Below are 18,397 nucleotides of genomic sequence, written 5' to 3' on the forward strand. Positions count from 1 at the left end.
CCTATCCCTGCTGCTTCACGCCCAGCCAATAGGCATAAAGCCCCTCGATATCGCCGGAACACAGCAGCGGCACAGCCTCTTTGACCCATGTATCCGGCCAATGCCACCACTGCATTTCCAGCAACTTGCCGACCAGCACGTCATCAAAGCGGTAACGAATCAGTTTGGCCGGATTGGCGCCGACGATGGCATAGGGCGGCACATCTCGAGTCACGACCGCACGACTGGCAATCACCGCGCCATCGCCGACCTGCACGCCGGGCATGATCATCGCCTCACTGCCGATCCAGACATCATGGCCGATACGGGTATCACCGGCCCGGACAAAGCCATCCCGCGCACCCTCGAGCAACGGATGACTCTGGTAAAAGAACGGAAAGGTACTGCCCCAGTCCATGCGGTGCCCCTGGTTGCCCGCCATCATGAACACGGCACCACTGCCGATGGAGCAGTAACGACCGATGATCAGCTTGTCCACATCATCCCGGTCGGGCATCAGGTAACGAGCACAGTCATCAAAACTGTGGCCATGGTAGTAGCCGGAATAGTAACTGTGTTCACCGGCAACAATGTTGGGGTTGGTAACCTGATCCCGGATGGGCAGCCCCACAAAGGGACTGTCAAAATGGTTGACTTGAGTGTCGTCGGTCATATTGCCTTGCGCCTGATATAGCGTTTCAACAAGCCGCCAATCAGCAGGGCACAACCAAACGCCGCCAGGAGCCAGGACAAGGGCAACAATGCAAAGGGTTCACGCAGCACACCATCCGCCCCCACTTCCGAACCGATCATGCGAAAGGCCATCAGGCAGGCAAAAGACAAAAACAGACACAAGCAGCCAATGGGAATCAGCGCCCAGAATTTTTTCAACATCAATATCCCCCACCAAACATCGAACGATGTTGGATCGAATGACCTTGTATTGGTTCCTGTTGCCTGAACAGCAACATTAATCGCCGCATCCTGTCAACGCTCTCAGGCGAGCCAGTGCTCCCAGCCGTTCGGACCTCCAGGGATGGGCAAAACTCATGCGCAGGCAGTTTCGATATTGCCCGGTGATCGAGAACAGAGGCCCCGGTGTTACCACCACTCCCTGTTCCAGCGCATGATGATAAAGCGACAGCGTATCAACCTGTTCAGGCAGCTCAAGCCACACGGCCAGACCGCCTTCCGGCCGACTGACCCGCAGATCAACAGACCAGCTATTCAGCTCCCGCAGCAACCGGTCACGCTGATCACGTAACTGTAAACGCTGACGCCGAAGATGGGTGGCATAACTGCCGTCGGCCATGTAATCAGCAACGCCCTGCTGCAGGTAGCGGCTACTGGCCAGCTGGGTAACCAGCTTGAGATGCAGAATACGTGCATGCCAGCGTGCGCCGGCAATCCAACCAAGCCGCAAGTCACGCGAAAGTGCCTTGGAAAAGGAACTACACAGGATGACCCGGTCCTCCCCATCCAGCGCTTTCAACGGGTCGGGCATGTCGGAGAACGCGGTATCGGCATAAATATCATCTTCAATAACCGCCAGGTCATGGCGACTTGCCAGCGCCAGCAGACGTCGCCTTGACGCCTCGGGCATCAAGGCTCCGCCGGGAGTCGAAAAGGCCGGCGAGACAATACAAGCTCTGACGGGCCAACGCTGCAACACATCCTCCAGTGCATCCATATTCATGCCTTGCTCGCAACTCGCCGGAACTTCAACGCCCTGTAAACCAAGCTGTTCCAGCAGCTGCAGCACGCCGTAAAACCCCGGCGATTCTACTGCAACCACATCACCCCGTTCACAACAGGCCATCAGAGCCAAGAACAGGGCATGCTGACAGCCTGATGTAATGCACAGCTGATCGGGCGTGACCGGCCAACCACGGCGCAAGGCATGCTGTGCAATTTGCTCCCGCAAGGCCGGTTCGCCTGCAGGCTCATCATAATATTGGTAGTCATTGCCCTTCTGGCGACGCAGCGCCCGCCCGATACTGCGATTCAAGGTAACCAAGGATGCGGGCAGCTCACCGGCCTGCGGCATTGGCAGCAGGTCAAACGCGGCACTGCGGCGCATGATATCCTGCAACAGGTCACTGACCGTTACCGGACGAGGTGCCGCGATGCGCGCCTGCACCACCGGCGCCTTGATCGGCACTGGCAAACTGGTCACGAAATAGCCGGACTTGGGCCGGGCCTCCACCACTCCCATTGCCTCCAGTCGCTGCAGGGCATGCATCACGGTCGCCTTCGATAACGCCTTTTGACGACACAACTCTCGAATCGAAGGCAACCGCTCACCCGCTTGCCAACGGTGCTCTCGTATCCCCTGTAACAACCAGCTTTCCAGCTGCTGGTAACGATATCCCACAACTGCCCCATCTGTTCCTATCGAATTTATGTTTTTTATACCTGCATCTATTCAGATTACAAGCGTAACCTGCCGCTGAAACTGATTTGCGGATAGTAATGATGGAAAAGATACCCGTTGTCCAACAACATACTCCTGCTTTCGTGAAAGACGGAAAGTTCCATGTACGTCTGGTCGAAGGCCGCTTTCAGAACCTGCGCCGCCTGACAACCTGGCCACTGATCGCACTATTTTTCGGTCTGGTCTGGGTACAGGTCGATGGCATGCCCTGGTTGCTGTTTTCGTTTGAACAACGTCGCATTCTGTTGTTTGGCACGTCCTTATCCTGGCATGACCTGCCCCTGCTCGCCGGCCTGATGATTGCCGGTGCCTGCCTGCTGTTTTTTATGGCCGTTGCCTGGGGACGCGTCTGGTGTGGCTTTGCCTGTCCACAAAGTATCTGGACCTGGCTATTCATCCGTATTGAAGACATGACCGAAGGCCGTGCCAACCAACGTGCAAAACAGGATAAAAAGGGGCTGACAGGCGCTTTGTTCCTGCGCCGTAGTGCCAAACACCTGCTGTGGTGTCTACTATCGCTGGCCACTGCTATCACCTTTACCGGCTACTTTATTCCCGTACGTGACATTATGGATGGCGTACTGACACTGCAGCTATCACCAGCCATCGGAGGCTGGTTGCTGATCATGGCCGGACTGACCTATGCCAATGCCGGTCTGGTGCGCGAGAAGATCTGCCTGCATGCCTGCCCCTACTCACGTTTTCAGGGCGTGATGTTCGATTCCGATACCCGTACCGTCAGCTACGATACCAACCGTGGCGAACCAAGGGCACACAAACGTGCTCAGGACGGCAGCAGTGGCGACTGTGTGGATTGTGGCCTTTGCGTACAGGTTTGCCCTACCGGAATCGACATCCGCAACGGCCTCCAGGCCGCTTGTATCGACTGCGGTGCCTGTATCGATGCCTGTGATGAAGTGATGCACAAACTGAACAAACCACGCGGCCTAATCCGCTTCGCGTCAGAAATGGAATTGACGCACAAGGCATCCCGCTTCCTGCGTCCCCGTCTGCTCGGCTATGGCACAGCCATTGTCTGTACTACTGTTGCAGTTCTCTATGGCTTTACGTCTACAACCAGCCTGTTGGTTGAGATACGCCGTGATCGCAACGCCCTGTTCATTCAGCTGGATGAGGACACTTTCTGTAATACCTATGGCGTCAAGGTCGAAAGTTTCGCCGACAATGAACAGTTGATCAACGTATCGATTGCGGGCGACCGCCCCTACGAACTGTTCGGCCCGGCACAGCTCGATATGCAGGAGACCGGCTCTACATGGCTGCCTTATCGTGTCTGTGCATCAGGTATAGACAGCCCCCGCTCCGAACTGACCTTCAACTTCAACGGCCGTGAGGTTGCTGCCAGCAAGCAAACAACCTTCCTCGCACGACCGTCAAAGCCGGTACCAAGAGACTGATACCTCTGGACGGGCGGTCGTCAGGCCGCCTATCTCCTGATCCAGTTCCTCTGCAAAATAACGCTTGATCTTGCTGACCAACAGGTCAACATTTTCTTGAGGTATTTTAATATCGTTCATAAAGTCCGAAGCTGCGGGCTCTTTTGCCCGCACCTCATCACATACTGCTTCGATCGGTAACTGTACCAAGAGAGCCTGGCATATCAGACAAACTGCCCGGCACAAAACCCGGATGCCCAGGCCCACTGAAAATTATGTCCGCCCAAGTGACCGGTGACATCCAGACACTCGCCAATAAAAAACAGCCCCGGAGCCTTGTTGGCCTCGAACGTTTTCTGTGAAATTTCGTCGGTTTCAATACCGCCCAGCGTCACCTCGGCCGTCCGATAACCTTCTGTCCCTGAAGGCTTCACCTGCCAGTGCTTGAACTGTCGCGCAATCTCTTGCAAGCGAGCATTGCTGCACTGGCCAATCTCACCATCAAAATGCCAAAGGTCACACAAGGTCTGTGCCAGGCGCCGAGTCATGTGCTGTGCCATCAATGTCCGAAGTTCCGCTTTGGGACGCTGTTGCCGCTGCTCCTTAAGCCACTCTTCCAATGCCAACTGTGGTAACAAATCAATCTCAATCGAATCCCCGGCACGCCAATAAGACGATATCTGCAAGATCGCAGGACCACTCATACCTCGATGCGTCAGCAGAAGGTTCTCGGTGAAGCGCTGGCCATTACACGCTACCGTAACAGGCTGGGACACACCGGACAGGGGCTTCAGATGTTCAAGCAGATCCGGTTGCAGAGTAAACGGCACCAGAGCCGCCTGACGCGATGTCACGGCCAGTCCGAACTGCTCGGCGACTGTATAGGCAAAACCGGTGGCACCACCGTTGGGAATGGACAAGCCCCCAGTCGCCACCACCAGTGATTCGGCCTGATACTGCCCCCTGGAGGTCTTGAGGTGATACCCCTGACCAGACTGTTCCACTTCGAACACAGTGGTTTCAGTCATGATTTCAACCCCCGCCCACTCGCACTCGGTCAGCAGCAGTTGCAGGATCTCTTTACTGGATTCGTTACAGAACAACTGCCCCGGCGTTTTCTCGTGGTACTCGATGCCATGACGGTCCACCAGCTCAACAAAGTCCGCGGCACCAAAACGACTCAGTGCCGACTTACAAAAATGCGGATTCCCGGAAAGAAAATGACCGGGAGTATTGTGCAGATGGGTAAAATTGCAGCGCCCACCTCCGGACATCAGAATCTTGCGCCCGATTTTACGGGTATGTTCCAGCAGCAAGACCTTGCGGCCCCGATAGGCAGCAGTTGCGGCACACATCAGGCCAGAAGCACCACCGCCAATGATTACAACATCGTAGTTCACATATCACTCCACCGGGGCCACCCGGTATGGGCGTTACTCGTCAGCGGTCTGTTCCTGCTCGCGCTTGTCGGCATTCAGCTTACGGATCTTGTCAGCCAGGGGACCACCATGCCGGGTTCCCTTGCGACCGGCCCGAGTGTCTCGCTCCTGAGCCGACATGGTGGCATCACGCTTTCGTTCCGCAATCGAAGTGTGCTTTTTGCGCTCGTCCAACGCCTTTTTGCGACGACTTTCCTTACTGGTCGGATCCGCCAAACGCTCCTGTTTTTTGGGCTTGCGCTCCAGCACCGTCATAAAGGCACCGGCTTTACGTGTTTTTTTGTTACGACTCATTACTTTTTCTCCTCAGCTTCGGCAGCGGCCTGGGCGGCCGCTTCAGCTGCAGCCTGTTCGGCTTCAATACGTTTACGCTCCCACTCTTCGACAGTCTCGAAGGTGATTTGACCCAATTTCCCGGCCCGCATCTCGGTCAGCAGTATTTCCGATGCTTTGTGGCGATCGACCACACCTCCCGGGCGCAAGCAACCACGCCGGCGGCCCAGCTCATCAAGCAGCGCCTCACGTCCGGCTGGCAAGTCTTTCAACTTATAGCGCTCCTGCAACCGCTCGGGGTAATCCCGCAGCAGAAAGCCGGCGGTGTAGGCTGCCACCATTTCATGTTCGATCGCGGTATCCTTGATGGCCCCACTGGCTGCAAGACGGTAACCGGAATCTTCATCTTCGATCTTGGGCCACAGAATGCCCGGCGTATCGGACAACGCCATGCCGTTATGCACACTGTACTTTTTCTGTGCCTTGGTGACGGCCGGTTCATTGCCTACCTTGGCGATCTTTCTCCCCAGCAGTGCATTGATCAGGGTCGATTTCCCCACGTTGGGAATCCCCATGATCATCGCTCGGACGGGCCGGTCCTGACGCGTTCGAGCCGGCACCATCTGCTTGCACATCTCGGGAATGCGTTTGATGACGGCTTTCTGCTGGATATCCAATGCGATCGCCGTGATATCGTCTTTGGCATTGAAGTAGTCCAGCCATTCGCGCGTGCGCTTCGGGTCTGCCAGGTCCTGCTTGTTCAACAGTTTCAAGACAGGCTTGCCTTTACGCAGCATATCCACCAACGGGTTCTCACTGGACATCGGCAGGCGAGCATCCAGAACTTCGATGACTACATCGATTTCATCCATCACCTGCGCAATTTCCTTGCGCGCCTTATGCATATGGCCGGGGAACCAGTTGATACGGGTCATGCTTTATCCACTACTTATGTTCGGAAGGCCCGCTATTATACCTGCGTGCGGGACGTAACCATACCGAAAAGCTCGAGTGGTGATAAAATCGCCCTTCCACTCAGCTCTACTTGGAGAGATCCATGGCAAGTACAACGGAAAGGGGCCAGACCTTGCTGGCACGGCAGCCCATTTTTGACCATCAACAGCGCGTAATCGCTTACGAACTGGTTGCCAACGATACAGACCACTTGAATGCCATGCTGGAGATCGATCCCGAGGCCGAGTCCGGTTCTGAATTGCTGTTACACGCCTATACCAGCCTGTCTGATCAGGGTGAAATCAAGCGCGTACCGGCTTTCATCCGTGTCAGCCAGAAAATGCTGATCGAGGGCAATATGCCCGCACTACCGGCCAAGCAGGTCGTGATCTGTGTTCGCCTGACCGAACCGGACAATATGGAGCTGTTACGCGCCATGCATGCCATGGTCAAGGCAGGCTATCGTTTTGCGTTACATGATTTCAAATACGACCCGGCCTACAGTACGGCGTTAAAGCTGGCCAAAATCGTACGCATCGACGTCAACAACCTGGACTCCCAGGGGATTCAAGCACAAATCGAACAGCTGGAGCCCTTCAAATCAACTGTACTGGCCGCTAACATCTCCAGCTTTGAAGCCTTGGAAGAGTGTATCCAAAACGGATACAAGCTGTTCCAGGGCAGTTTCCTGAGCAAGCCCAAAGTCGTCAAGGGACGTAAAATCAGTGCCAACCAGGTTGCACTGATGCAATTGATTCAGGAGCTGCAGAAGCCCTCCACCACGCCGGAAGCACTGGAGGACATGATCATCCGCGACCCCATTTTGACCTATAAATTGCTGCGCATCGTCAACTCGGCAACGTACTCACTGGTACGTCAGGTCGAGTCCGTCGCCGAGGCAGTGGTACTGCTGGGCATGGAGCAGGTACGCAAGTGGGCTACCCTGATCTCCATGTCTGCCAACAAGGACAAGCCGGAAGAGCTGACACGCTTGCTGCTGACCCGAGGCCACATGTGCGAGATCATTGCCCGAAGCCTTAACCTCACCAACCCATCCGGTTTTTTCATGGTCGGTATGATGTCGGGCCTCCACGCCATGCTTGATATTGATCAGCCAACCCTGTTGGAGCAGTTGCCCCTGGGTGCTGATACCCAACTGGCTCTGAGCAAGGGTGAAGGTGATATGGGGACTGTATTGAATCAGGTAATGGCGTATGAATCAGGCGACTGGGACCTGCTGCCCAGCAACTTCGATGTTTCGCTGTACGAAGCAGCCTACCGCCACAGTTTGAAATGGACCAAGGAATCCATGCAGGCCATGTACGACTGATTTGCGGGAATAAAAGCACGCATTCGGTGAAGGGGAAAGCCGAATGCGTGCAGCGTATATCCATATGCTCCTGCCCGGGCAGGCCAGTGCGCTTCCCGCGCACTGTTGGCTACCAGTATAGACAGCACTGAAAATATTGCGCCTTAAAAGGCCATTATTTTCAAAATAATCTCGCTGTCATAGCACTCACGGCTATCATCGGGCACCCGCTTCAGCCGCCCGGCATCAGCTCTCAGGCAGCTCCAGCTGTTGCGGCGCAACCAGTACACCATTGTTGTCGGCATACACAAATTCACCCGGGTGGAATGTCACGCCACCAAATGTTACCGGCACATTCAGCTGACCCACTCCCAGCTTTTCAGTTTTCATGGGATGGCTACCCAATGCTTGTACGCCGAGTTCCAGTTCGGCAATCGCATTCACGTCGCGCACACAACCATAGATGATGATGCCTTCCCAGCCATTATCCTGAGCCTTCTCGGCCAGCATGTCACCCAGCATGGCGCGACGCATGGAGCCACCACCGTCTACGACCAGCACCTTGCCCTTGCCGGGCTGGGCCACCTGCTCTCGTACCAGTGAATTGTCTTCAAATGCCTTGATGGTCACGATTTCACCACCGAAGGTTTCACGTGCACCATAGTTGCCAAACATGGGTTCAACAACCCGAACCAGTTCTTCAAAATGATCGCAGAGATCAGGCAACAGGTCTTCCATCAGGTGCTCCTTCATACTGTTTGATAATGAGGGCCATAATCGCCGATCCCTGCTGCATTTGCACTACAACTTATGCAGTAGGAAACGGCGACGCCGGTCTTGAGGCCACTTAATCCCGCAGTGCCGAGAGCAGTGCCTGTACCGGGTGCGGCAACTGCTGATCGTCAAAGCGTTTCACCTGCGAACGGCAGGAATAGCCCGTTGCCACCAGTTTGCCCGTGTTCTCCGGCTCGTTAACAATGCCACGCCAGCTCAATTCGTAGATATCCTTTGAACGCTGCAGATTCTCGCTTTCATGACCAAAGGTGCCGGACATGCCGCAACATCCCGTTGCCACAATTTCCAGTTTTTGCCCCAGCGCTTCAAAAATCGCCTGCCACTGGCGCAGTGACGGTGCCGCCGAGGTCTTCTCGGTACAGTGGGCCATCAGGCGATAAACGCTGGGTGTCGCTGCCGGGCGGTTGATCGTGTCCAGCTGACTGCTGAGCCACTCCTGGATCAACTGCACCGGCGGCAAATCACCGTCAACGACATCCTTGTATTCCTGACGATAGGTCAGCGTCATGGACGGGTCGATTCCGACCAGCGGAACATCACAAGCCGCCAGCTGTTGCAGCATCCGAGCATTGCGTGTGGCCGCCTTGTCAAAGGCCTTCATGAATCCGTGGACATGTAACGGTTTGCCGTTGGGCATAAACGGCGCTACCAGTACGTAGAAGCCCAGTTTGCCCAGCAAATCCACCAGGTCCAGTACCAAGCGTGTTTCGAAGTAGCTGGTAAAGGCATCCTGCACGATCACGACTGTACGCTCACGCTGAGTATCGCTCAGACCGGCGATGGTTTCGGGCGTTGCCCAGTCAATGCCGCGCTGAGTCAACCCTTGCTTGAGGCTATTGGTGCATATGACCGGGCTGTCCACCATGCCGCCAATGCGCCTCATGGCGCTGCGTACAAGAGTATTGCGCATCGCCCAGTTATAGGGCGCCGGAAACTTGGACAGAGTCGGTATCATGTATTCCAGGCTCCCTACCAGATAGTCTTTCATCGGCCGCAGGTAGCGTCCGTAGTAAACCTCAAGGAAGCGGGCACGGAAGTCGGGTACGTTCACCTTGATCGGGCACTGACCCACACAAGACTTGCAGGCCAGACATCCCATCATGGCGTCATGTACTTCATTGGAAAAGTCATAGTCGCCGTTTTGCTTGCCCAAGGTATTGCGAATACGGCCAGGCAAAGAACGGATAAAACCACGCTGACGCACCTGCTCCGCTTCAGCGCTCACATCCACGCCCCGGTTGGCCATCAGGCGCAACCATTCGCGGATCAATGATGCGCGCCCTTTCGGAGAATGAATACGCTCACGAGTCCCCTTCCAGCTCGGACACATGGCGTCGTTGGGATCATAGTTGTAGCAGGCGCCGTTGCCATTGCAATTCATGGCGGAATCGTACTGTTCCCGCACTGGCTCGCTGATCTGACGATCATGCTGGCCACGGGTGGCAACAGCATCGATTTTGAGCAGCTCGGCACCTTCGATCATCGGTGTGGCGATCTTACCCGGATTAAGCTGGTTACGCGGGTCAAAGCAGCCCTTGATCTGCTGCAGAACCGGATACAGCGGGCCAAAGAATTCCGGCGCGTATTCTGAGCGCACCCCCTTGCCATGCTCCCCCCACAACAGACCTTTGTATTCCTGGGTCAGGCGTACCACCTCATCGGTGACTTCACGGACCAGGGCTTCCTGTGCCGGGTCTTTCATGTCGATGGCCGGGCGAACATGCAGCACACCGGCATCAACATGGCCGAACATGCCATAGGCCAGGCCACGCTCATCCAATACTTTCCGAAATGCCATGATAAAGTCGGCCAGATTTTCCGGCGGTACCGCCGTGTCCTCCACAAAGGGAATCGGACGCTTCTGCCCCTGCGCGTTGCCCAACAGGCCAACCGCTTTCTTACGCATACCCCAGACCTTGCCAATCTCACCGGCACCATACACCACAGTATAGCCAAAGCTTTTGCCCGGCTCGCCGCTGATGGCCTCCAAATGCTGGCACAACTTTTCAACTTTGGCACGCAGCTCCGCTTCATCATCCCCGGTATATTCCACCAGATTGATGCCCTGAATCGCCGGGTCGCCATCCTTTTCCGGGAAATAGTCACGCACCGTATCCCAGACGATATCGCCCATCGCCAGGTTCAGCACCTTGGAATCGATAGTCTCAATGGAAGTCGGCTGCCAGTCGGTCAGCGCTTTGGCATCACGCAGAGAAGACTCAAAGCTGTCGTACTTGATATTGACCAGCGCGGCATATTTCGGAATCGGCAGTACATTGAGCTTGGCTTCGGCAATAAAGGCCAGCGAACCCTCGGCGCCACAGAGCACGGAGTTAAGGTTGAAACGGCCGGACTCATCACGGATATGTGCCAGGTCGTAACCGGTCAGACAGCGGTTCAGTTTCGGGAAACAGGCATCGATCTCGCCCTGCTTGGTGCGCTGAATGTCATCCAGCAAACGATGTGCCTCACCGATACGATCCTGACGCTGCTTGATGCCTTCCAGCTCTTCATCACTGATCGGACCGGACTGCCAGACGCTCCCATCAAGCCAGACGCTGGTCAGTGCCAGCACATGATCACGGGTCTTGCCGTACAACACCGAGCCCTGGCCGCTGGCATCGGTATTGATCATCCCGCCCACGGTGGCACGGTTACTGGTGGACAGCTCAGGCGCGAAGAACAGGCCGTAGGGCTTGAGCGCCGCATTGAGCTGATCCTTGACGACACCGCTCTGCACCCGCACCCAGCGCTCATCCGGGTTGATCTCCAAAATGCGGTTCATATGCTTGGAGACATCCACAATCAGGCCGTCGGTCAGCGACTGGCCATTGGTGCCGGTACCGCCGCCACGAGCACTGAGTACCACGTCCTTGAACCGAGCCTGGCTGGACAGCGTTGCGATCAGAACCAGGTCATCCGTGTGTTTCGGATACAGAACCCCCTGAGGCAGTACCTGGTAAATACTGTTATCGGTCGCCAGCACCGTCCGGTTAGCGTAATCAGGGTTCAAATCTCCCTTGAACCCCTGCTCTTGCAGGGTTTCGATAAACTCAAGGTAGAGACTCTGGGTGTCATCAATCTGATCTAGGCGAGGAATCATAGCGTTCTCCGGGGCTGGCTGACCCGATGCTGCACAACCGGTGCAGATCAGGCCCACTGGCATCTGGTCATCAGACACAGGCGGTGTGTCTTTGTATATTTGGATGTAATGATGCAGAATCATCATTTATCATTCAAATGATTAAATTCTATAAATTAATCAATTAATACGAATAATGAGCAGCATCATTGGCATCCGTCATTTCAAGGCCTTTCTCGAAGTTGCGCGTTGCGGCAGCTTTACCCGCGCAGCTCGACAGCTGCATCTGACTCAGTCAGCCTTGACCGCCACGATAAAACAGCTGGAACAGGATGTCGGGCTGACCCTGTTTGATCGCACCACCCGCAGCGTCGTTCTCAGTGCGGAGGGTGAGCGCTTGATGCCGGTTGCCACCCGTCTGGTATCGGATTTCAATACCGCACTGGATGACCTGCGCGCCCGAGCCGAACTGCAGCAGGGCAGGGTTAGTCTGGCCGGATCGCCCTCGGTTGTCATGCGCCTGCTGCCTGTGGCACTGGCTCAGTTCAGAGCCCTCTACCCTTCCATTCAAATTGATATTCGCGATGAAAGTGCCGGCAGCCTGGAACAGCGCGTACTCGGCAATGACGTTGATTTTGCCATCGCCGGCAACCATTCTCAGCAACCAGAGCTGGAATACAGCCCTATCCTTCGCGACCGCTACGGTCTGGTTGTGCCAAGTGATCATGCTTTGGCCCAAGCCCGATATCTCGACTGGCAGCAACTGCCTGCGGACGACCTGTTGCTGCTTTCTGAAGACACCGGCATTCGCGCTCAGTTGACCCGCTTCAGCCTGAACGAACAGATCCCCATCAATCTGGGGCGAGTTCAGATAGAGGTTTCCAATCCTGCCGGCATGGCAGCACTGATCAGCCAGGGACTGGGCATTACTTTACTCCCGGCCCTGGCAGCCGACACGCGTTCCTTTGCAGATCTGCACTTCATACCGCTTGCAGCTCCTCTGCTGGAACGTGAGATATGCATCATTACCCGTAAGGGGCGCGCCTTAAACCCGGCTGCGGCAGCGCTTCTGGCGACAGTCAGGTCCTGCCTGCGCAACATGTCACTCCCCGAATGGGTCAGCACAGTCTAAAGCCGGCACATCCAACATTTTTCTGCGGTGATATTGCATACAATTATTCCGATAGACAGCATGCTCACCTCCTGCCAACCAATCGAGTATTGTGCATGGAAATCGTCTATGTCAGTATTTTTATCAGTGATAACTGAATACTTGAAATGTCATTTTTATACGACACTTTAAAATAAAGTATTCAACGAAAAGTTAAGCAGGGATACATTTTGTTCGGCACCATTCATCTCCCTTAACTTATCGGGACCACTCGTTAAAAACCGAAAAAATCGGTTTTTTTAATACTCATGGAGGAAACATGAAGAAAGCACTTGCCCTTATCTGTGTCGCAACCTTTGCCGTTAATGCCCATGCAGGCGTTAAAGAAAAAAAGGCACAGCGCGCTGCTGAAGAAAATATTGCTGCCGCTATTGTTGACACCAAAGCTGCCTGCGGCAATGCTCAGCTGGATGTCAAGGTCGCATGGGACGAGGTTGATGCCATGGCGGCAGACAACGAAGCGATCATTCAGCAAAAAGGCATGACCCTGCCACAGATTTATGACGGTCTCGGCAAGCGCACCCAGGCCACCCTGGAGTCCCTTACCAAAATTTGCCAGGACGATGCCGATTACAAAGCGGCAATCGCCGAAATGACTAACGTGGAAGTCAAAACCAAGCCCAAATATGACGACTACCGCTCCGCCTTCACACTGAACGGCACAACACTGGTCATTGAAAATGGCTGGTACATGACCCGCTCAGCTTCTGATTTCCGCTCACGCCTGATGGACCTGTATTAAGCATCCGGTTCTGGCTCGGGGATGCAGCCGTCCTTGTCCGGGAGCTGCATAACCGAGTGTGGAGGTGAACCCCCGCCTCCACACTCATCCCCCCTACCCAAAACCTTCTCGAACCTCATCCTTGAGAGGGCGCTGACAAAAATCGGCCAGATACTGGCCTTGCCGCTCAGCCTCCTGTCGCACCCCTCGTTTCACCAGACAAATACGCTGCCCGTTCGACAGGCTCATCATCACGCTGTACCGGCGCCGCTCAAAAGCCGCTCTGGATACATAAAACCCTGAAATCTCATCCAAAGGCACTTCCAGACGCGCAATGGGATACAGGCTGCTTAAGCTGTGGATCAAGACCCCTCTGTTCTTGTCAATTGCAATTGAATGTCGCACACACAGCAAGTGCCATGAAAATGTCGCAGCCAACGCCCACCCCAAAATCATGGGCGGCTCGCCGGGTAGACCTGTAAGCCCGGTGGGAATCACTAGCAGCAGAAAAGGGATGGCCCACATCCAGGCACGCCGCCCGAACACCAGCTTGCCTTGAGTCGGCGATATTTCAATCCAATGCCCCACGTTAACCCCCCCGATTACCAATCAACATGGATAACACCCCCAGTATGACAAAGAGAGGGAACGGCCATACCAGCTTCAGCACAATGTAGCGCTCCCAGACACCCCGGTAAGTAACAGGCAACACTGACGGCCCCTTGTTATCCTTGCCCACGGCAATCGCCATCACGGCTTCAGGTTCTGTTACGGGCAAGACCAGAGGTCGCTCTTCCGGCCACTCGGTCACACGATCAACGGCCTGAACCTTGAAATATCGGTGCAAAAATAGCGCCAGCTGGCGTGTCTGTTCCAGAGAGCCAACCGTAAAGCGTTGCTTCAGCACTTCAAGTTGACACCCTTCAGACAGTTCCGCAATGGGAGCCACCACAACTTTCAACTCGCTCAGGGGCGGCCCAGGCAGCTCTTTCACAAACAGTCCCCACCAGCTTTTCCGGTGCAGCAATTGCCCTTGATGCCGATCAAAAACGAAATGATGACGCCTGCCCAACGCCAGGATAATAAACGGCCACAGCAAAAACGTCACAACGGTATATATAACCTGTTCAGCCCCCGACAGAACGATAGCCATAAAGGCGGATGACAGCCCCGACACTAATGCGATCAAGCCGATAATAATCCATGTCACCTGACTTGAACCTATTAGATAATAGCGCCCTTCCACACCCGCTTTCAGGTGCCAGCGTGCGCCCTTGCTGAGAGAGCTATAATCGGTTTGTATTGACATACATCATCCTGAATTCAGGTCTTTCAAAAATAAAGACATCATATTTTACCTGTATTAAAAGGTATCTGTATCGTCATAAAACGCACTCCGTCCTGTTTTTTCCAGCAGTGCTATTAACTTCTGCAATGTTACCCCCGGTGCTCCCCGCCACACCAAATGCGTGCAGTTATACGCCCAACGGTCCGGCAAGGCATGAAGCTGCACCGCCTCACGGCAAACAGCCGTTTCCAGCACCGATAATGGCACAACTCCGACGGCCGCACCTGCTGCGACACAGGCCAAAATGGCATGATAGGATCCCAACTCCATGATCCGCCGCGGAACCACGGCCTCGGTAGACAACCATTCAAGCAGGATATGGCGATACGAACAGCCTTGAGAAAAAGCGGCAATGGCACGCCCCTGTAAAACGGCGGGCGAAGATACCGGTGCATGGCCTTGTGCCGTCACCAGTACCAGTTTTTCTCGAAACACCGGCAATACATTAAGGCCCCCCGGATCAAAAGGCTCCGACACCAACGCCGCATCGATCCTATACTCCCGCAGCCGCTCCAGTAATACACCGGTACTGCCGGTACAGAGATCTACAAGGATATCGGGATACTGTCGATGAAAGCCGGACAGCACATCAGGCAGACGCACCGCCGCCGCACTTTCCAATGAGCCCAGCCGCAAAGGGCCAGACAGTTCCCGGCTAGTCATGTCCCGCTCGATCTCATCTGCCAGGTCCAACAAAGCATCGGCATGACCCAACAATCTGCGGCCAGCCCCCGTCAGTACCAACTGGCGTCCCTGGCGCTGAAACAGGGCACACCCCAAACGCGCTTCAAAACGCTTGATCCGCGTCGTTACGTTAGACGGTACACGATTGAGTGCATTGGCTGCCCGGTGGATGCCCCCCTCACGTACGACCGTCCGAAAAATCAGCACATCCTCAAGAGTTATAGTTCTCATAATATGAATGGTCACAATTTATTATTCAGTTTTAAATTATAACCAAACGATATCTAATAACCTCCATACGCATGTCCACCGGCCGATGCAGCCACCGTGAGATGCTATTCGACAGGCAACCAATATCAGAGCCCACATGAATAGACTGACCAATCTTTTCAATATTGATCTCCCACTCATACAGGCCCCCATGGCAGGGGTACAAGGGTGGGAGCTGGCAGCCGCTGTCACCCTCACTGGCGGTCTTGGCTCGTTACCCTGTGCCACGCTGACACCCGGCACTATACGTGATGCCGTGCATCAGTTTCGCCAACACTCCAGCGGATCGATCAACCTAAACTTCTTCAGCCACACATCACCGTCACAGAACGCCGACATGCAAAAGAACTGGCTGGATCATTTCCGTCCCTATTATGAAGAATGGGGCATCCCCACCCCCAGCGGCACCAGTGGTCCCGGCCGACGGCCATTCGATCAGGACATGGCCGATCTTGTCGAGGAAGTAAAACCTGCAGTCGTCAGTTTTCATTTTGGCCTGCCCGAACCGCGACTGCTGTCTGCCGTGCAACGCTCGGGGGCCAAAATCATTTCATCCGCAACAACGGTTGAAGAAGCTCTCTGGCTGGAAGCACACGAAGTGGACGCTATTATTGCGCAGGGGCTGGAGGCCGGTGGACACCGAGGCATGTTCCTGAGTCAGGATATCAATGCCCAGGCAGGTACCTTTGCCCTACTGCCACAAGTTGTCGAAGCCGTAAGGGTGCCAGTCATCGCGGCAGGCGGAATCGCGGATGCAGCGGGCGTCAGAGCAGCCATGACACTGGGCGCTTCCGGTGTACAGGTCGGCACGGCCTATTTGCTTTGCCCGGAAGCCCGTACCTCAGCCATTCACCGGACGGCACTGAGCAGCGAAGCCGCTCGACATACCGCGTTGACCAATATTTTCAGCGGTCGCCCCGCTCGCGGTATCGTCAACCGCATGATCCGGGAACTGGGCCCCATACACCCTTCGGCACCTCCCTTTCCGCTGGCAACCGCAGCCTCCGCGCCGCTGCGGGCTGCTGCAGAAGCCAGGGGGGCCGATGATTTCACCCCGTTATGGGCAGGCCAAAACGTATCGGGCTGCCGCCCGATTCCCGCCGCCGACATCACACGGGGCCTGGCGGAAGGTTTTGCGGCATTGCGATAAGTAAGTGGCAGAGAGTTGCTTCTCATCCAGCAACCCTGTGCCCGCTATGTCTCCGACCAGGTTGCCTTCAAGGTAACCTGGACTTTCAGTCCCCCCATTTCAGAGCGTCCGAACTCGACCGTCCCCGCATAGCTGTCTGCAATCGCTCTGCAGATCGAAAGCCCCAGCCCACTGCCGTCACCGTTGTTTTCATCTATACGGACACCTCGGGCCGATAGCTGGTGCAAGTTCTCAGACGCAACGCCGACACCATCATCCTCCACTATCAACCACCATTCGCGGGGATCAGGACCTGCCGGTACCAACGCCAAATGTACTCGTGATCCGGCATGCCGCCAGGCGTTGTCCAACAGGTTGCCCAGCAGTTCCAGCATGTCATCACGATCAAAGGGAACAGCCCCCGACGGAAGCTGCGAGACAAAGTTCAGATCCGCACGCCCAATACGCTTCAGCAGCTGTACCAGATGAGGCAGTTCCGCTTCCGGCACAAACTGCCGCCCCGGCCCTGGAGCCCCCGCTATCCGTGCGCGCCGCAACTCCCGTTCGACACGCTGCAACAGCTCCTGATACAACTGCGTCAACTGCTGGCCCTGTTCCGGATCAGGGTGCTGGTCGGCCATCCACTGTAACTGCTGCAGCGGGCGCTTAAGTTCGTGGGCCAGATTACCCAGTGCCATGCGGGACCGACTGATCTGTTGTCCCGACTGATGCAGCAATTGCGTGATACTGGCCACCAACGGTGCCACTTCATCCGGTACATCGCCCGGAAGCGCTACGGCTTCACCCGCCTGCTGCTGTGCCAAAGCCTGGCGCAATGGTTCCAGGCGTGCAAACCCCCGCTGCAAAACCCGGCGCTGCAACAACAACAGCGCCGGCACACTGAGCCCCAACAGTAGCAGCAGCGAGAACTCAAAACGCTGCTGATCATTCCGCAATTCGGTAATATCCTCCGCCAGCCACAATGTAAAAGACTGCCCTTCCTTTACAAACCCCTGCTCCACAACCAGCCAGTGCTGGCCTGCCACCGGCGCCTGCAACTGTATCAGCTGCTTGCCGGGTGCCAGCGTATTGACGTGAGGCTCAGTATCCCACAATGAACGGGAACGAAATCGGGTTGTTCCGGACTGCAACATGTAATAATGACCCGAGTGCACCCGCTGATAGGCCTGCGCCAGCCCGGAGGTATTCAAAGACCAGCGCTTGTCAGCGCCCCACTCCAGCGCCGCAATCAGGTTTTCGGCATCATCCGCAAGCTGACTGGCGACAAAACTCTGGGTCAGACGGGTCACACTGAAATGCACCACCGCCAACAACACCAGCATGACCGCCAACAACCCCAGCAAGAGCTGACGGCGAATACGACTTTCCAGTGAACCGACCCGCCCAATCAT

18 protein-coding genes are annotated in these 18,397 nt (G+C 55.5%); 5 read left to right on the top strand and 13 right to left on the bottom strand.

The window, feature by feature from the left end:
- Position 1: 1 nt before the first annotated feature.
- The 3 genes from catB to H1S06_RS05440 form a co-directional block, all read right to left on the bottom strand.
- Positions 2-652 carry a type B chloramphenicol O-acetyltransferase gene (gene catB, locus H1S06_RS05430; protein WP_181738018.1) on the bottom strand — a complete coding sequence of 217 codons (651 nt, stop codon included), beginning with the start codon at positions 650-652 and terminating at the stop codon, positions 2-4.
- Complete coding sequence (locus H1S06_RS05435; RefSeq protein WP_181738020.1) at positions 649-873, bottom strand: DUF3955 domain-containing protein; 225 nt, start codon at positions 871-873, stop codon at positions 649-651. The genes catB and H1S06_RS05435 overlap by 4 nt, the downstream gene beginning before the upstream one ends.
- Before the next feature lie 76 nt (positions 874-949).
- Entirely contained in the window at positions 950-2,353 is a 1,404-nt protein-coding gene (locus H1S06_RS05440) for an aminotransferase-like domain-containing protein (RefSeq protein WP_181738022.1), read from the bottom strand.
- A gap of 101 nt (positions 2,354-2,454) precedes the next feature.
- Here H1S06_RS05440 and ccoG point away from each other — a divergent pair, with 101 nt between their 5' ends.
- Positions 2,455-3,831 carry a cytochrome c oxidase accessory protein CcoG gene (gene ccoG / locus H1S06_RS05445; RefSeq protein WP_181738024.1) on the top strand — a complete coding sequence of 459 codons (1,377 nt, stop codon included), beginning with the start codon at positions 2,455-2,457 and terminating at the stop codon, positions 3,829-3,831.
- On the opposite strand, the gene H1S06_RS15780 is transcribed toward ccoG, so the two are convergent.
- The 4 genes from H1S06_RS15780 to ylqF form a co-directional block, all read right to left on the bottom strand.
- Positions 3,808-3,951, bottom strand: coding sequence for a DUF2164 family protein (locus tag H1S06_RS15780; RefSeq protein WP_181738026.1), 144 nt, complete (start codon positions 3,949-3,951; stop codon positions 3,808-3,810). The genes ccoG and H1S06_RS15780 overlap by 24 nt on opposite strands.
- A gap of 83 nt (positions 3,952-4,034) precedes the next feature.
- Positions 4,035-5,210: a BaiN/RdsA family NAD(P)/FAD-dependent oxidoreductase gene (locus H1S06_RS05455; RefSeq protein WP_181738028.1), complete on the bottom strand. Its 1,176-nt coding sequence runs from the start codon at positions 5,208-5,210 to the stop codon at positions 4,035-4,037.
- A 33-nt stretch (positions 5,211-5,243) separates the two neighbouring features.
- Entirely contained in the window at positions 5,244-5,543 is a 300-nt protein-coding gene (locus H1S06_RS05460) for a hypothetical protein (RefSeq protein WP_181738030.1), read from the bottom strand.
- Positions 5,543-6,457 carry a ribosome biogenesis GTPase YlqF gene (gene ylqF, locus H1S06_RS05465; protein WP_181738032.1) on the bottom strand — a complete coding sequence of 305 codons (915 nt, stop codon included), beginning with the start codon at positions 6,455-6,457 and terminating at the stop codon, positions 5,543-5,545. The genes H1S06_RS05460 and ylqF overlap by 1 nt, the downstream gene beginning before the upstream one ends.
- 122 nt (positions 6,458-6,579) lie before the next feature.
- Here ylqF and H1S06_RS05470 point away from each other — a divergent pair, with 122 nt between their 5' ends.
- Positions 6,580-7,806, top strand: coding sequence for an EAL and HDOD domain-containing protein (locus tag H1S06_RS05470; protein ID WP_181738033.1), 1,227 nt, complete (start codon positions 6,580-6,582; stop codon positions 7,804-7,806).
- 225 nt (positions 7,807-8,031) lie between these two features.
- Here H1S06_RS05470 and rraA read toward each other — a convergent pair whose 3' ends face one another.
- Both rraA and ydiJ read right to left on the bottom strand, forming a co-directional pair.
- Positions 8,032-8,523, bottom strand: coding sequence for a ribonuclease E activity regulator RraA (gene rraA / locus H1S06_RS05475; RefSeq protein ID WP_181738035.1), 492 nt, complete (start codon positions 8,521-8,523; stop codon positions 8,032-8,034).
- 109 nt (positions 8,524-8,632) lie between these two features.
- Positions 8,633-11,683 carry a D-2-hydroxyglutarate dehydrogenase YdiJ gene (ydiJ, locus tag H1S06_RS05480; RefSeq protein WP_181738036.1) on the bottom strand — a complete coding sequence of 1,017 codons (3,051 nt, stop codon included), beginning with the start codon at positions 11,681-11,683 and terminating at the stop codon, positions 8,633-8,635.
- 175 nt (positions 11,684-11,858) lie between these two features.
- Here ydiJ and H1S06_RS05485 point away from each other — a divergent pair, with 175 nt between their 5' ends.
- Together H1S06_RS05485 and H1S06_RS05490 are read left to right on the top strand one after the other, a co-directional pair.
- Complete coding sequence (locus H1S06_RS05485) at positions 11,859-12,794, top strand: LysR family transcriptional regulator (RefSeq protein ID WP_181738038.1); 936 nt, start codon at positions 11,859-11,861, stop codon at positions 12,792-12,794.
- A gap of 298 nt (positions 12,795-13,092) precedes the next feature.
- Positions 13,093-13,575 (top strand): hypothetical protein, encoded by a 483-nt coding sequence (locus H1S06_RS05490; protein ID WP_181738040.1) that lies wholly within the window; start codon positions 13,093-13,095, stop codon positions 13,573-13,575.
- A gap of 93 nt (positions 13,576-13,668) precedes the next feature.
- Here the strand turns inward: H1S06_RS05490 and H1S06_RS05495 are convergent, their stop codons facing one another.
- From H1S06_RS05495 to H1S06_RS05505, 3 genes are read right to left on the bottom strand one after another with little or no spacing between them, the layout of a single operon-like run.
- Positions 13,669-14,142, bottom strand: coding sequence for a hypothetical protein (locus H1S06_RS05495; RefSeq protein WP_181738042.1), 474 nt, complete (start codon positions 14,140-14,142; stop codon positions 13,669-13,671).
- Position 14,143: 1 nt separating this feature from the next.
- The gene (locus H1S06_RS05500; RefSeq protein WP_181738044.1) at positions 14,144-14,863 is read right to left on the bottom strand and encodes a hypothetical protein; all 720 of its coding nucleotides are present in this window, start codon (positions 14,861-14,863) and stop codon (positions 14,144-14,146) included.
- A 54-nt stretch (positions 14,864-14,917) separates the two neighbouring features.
- On the bottom strand, positions 14,918-15,817 hold the full coding sequence (locus H1S06_RS05505) for a LysR family transcriptional regulator (RefSeq protein WP_181738046.1): 900 nt from the start codon (positions 15,815-15,817) through the stop codon (positions 14,918-14,920).
- A gap of 136 nt (positions 15,818-15,953) precedes the next feature.
- On the opposite strand from H1S06_RS05505, the gene H1S06_RS05510 reads away from it, so the two are divergent.
- Positions 15,954-17,006 carry an NAD(P)H-dependent flavin oxidoreductase gene (locus tag H1S06_RS05510; protein ID WP_181738048.1) on the top strand — a complete coding sequence of 351 codons (1,053 nt, stop codon included), beginning with the start codon at positions 15,954-15,956 and terminating at the stop codon, positions 17,004-17,006.
- Positions 17,007-17,050: 44 nt separating this feature from the next.
- On the opposite strand, the gene H1S06_RS05515 is transcribed toward H1S06_RS05510, so the two are convergent.
- Complete coding sequence (locus H1S06_RS05515) at positions 17,051-18,397, bottom strand: sensor histidine kinase (RefSeq protein WP_181738050.1); 1,347 nt, start codon at positions 18,395-18,397, stop codon at positions 17,051-17,053.

Source organism: Marinobacterium marinum (assembly GCF_013868415.1).
Lineage (GTDB): Bacteria > Pseudomonadota > Gammaproteobacteria > Pseudomonadales > Balneatricaceae > Marinobacterium > Marinobacterium marinum.

Excerpts from the sequence above, each read along its gene's own strand:
- catB (WP_181738018.1), bottom strand. The coding sequence starts at position 652 with ATGACCGACGACACTCAAGTCAACCATTTTGACAGTCCCTTTGTGGGG.
- ydiJ (WP_181738036.1), bottom strand. The coding sequence starts at position 11,683 with ATGATTCCTCGCCTAGATCAGATTGATGACACCCAGAGTCTCTACCTT.
- ylqF (WP_181738032.1), bottom strand. The coding sequence starts at position 6,457 with ATGACCCGTATCAACTGGTTCCCCGGCCATATGCATAAGGCGCGCAAG.
- H1S06_RS05485 (WP_181738038.1), top strand. The coding sequence starts at position 11,859 with ATGAGCAGCATCATTGGCATCCGTCATTTCAAGGCCTTTCTCGAAGTT.
- H1S06_RS05500 (WP_181738044.1), bottom strand. The coding sequence starts at position 14,863 with ATGTCAATACAAACCGATTATAGCTCTCTCAGCAAGGGCGCACGCTGG.
- H1S06_RS05435 (WP_181738020.1), bottom strand. The coding sequence starts at position 873 with ATGTTGAAAAAATTCTGGGCGCTGATTCCCATTGGCTGCTTGTGTCTG.
- H1S06_RS05505 (WP_181738046.1), bottom strand. The coding sequence starts at position 15,817 with ATGAGAACTATAACTCTTGAGGATGTGCTGATTTTTCGGACGGTCGTA.
- H1S06_RS05490 (WP_181738040.1), top strand. The coding sequence starts at position 13,093 with ATGAAGAAAGCACTTGCCCTTATCTGTGTCGCAACCTTTGCCGTTAAT.
- rraA (WP_181738035.1), bottom strand. The coding sequence starts at position 8,523 with ATGGAAGACCTGTTGCCTGATCTCTGCGATCATTTTGAAGAACTGGTT.
- H1S06_RS15780 (WP_181738026.1), bottom strand. The coding sequence starts at position 3,951 with ATGAACGATATTAAAATACCTCAAGAAAATGTTGACCTGTTGGTCAGC.
- ccoG (WP_181738024.1), top strand. The coding sequence starts at position 2,455 with ATGGAAAAGATACCCGTTGTCCAACAACATACTCCTGCTTTCGTGAAA.
- H1S06_RS05460 (WP_181738030.1), bottom strand. The coding sequence starts at position 5,543 with ATGAGTCGTAACAAAAAAACACGTAAAGCCGGTGCCTTTATGACGGTG.
- H1S06_RS05510 (WP_181738048.1), top strand. The coding sequence starts at position 15,954 with ATGAATAGACTGACCAATCTTTTCAATATTGATCTCCCACTCATACAG.
- H1S06_RS05470 (WP_181738033.1), top strand. The coding sequence starts at position 6,580 with ATGGCAAGTACAACGGAAAGGGGCCAGACCTTGCTGGCACGGCAGCCC.
- H1S06_RS05515 (WP_181738050.1), bottom strand. The coding sequence starts at position 18,397 with ATGATTGGGCGGGTCGGTTCACTGGAAAGTCGTATTCGCCGTCAGCTC.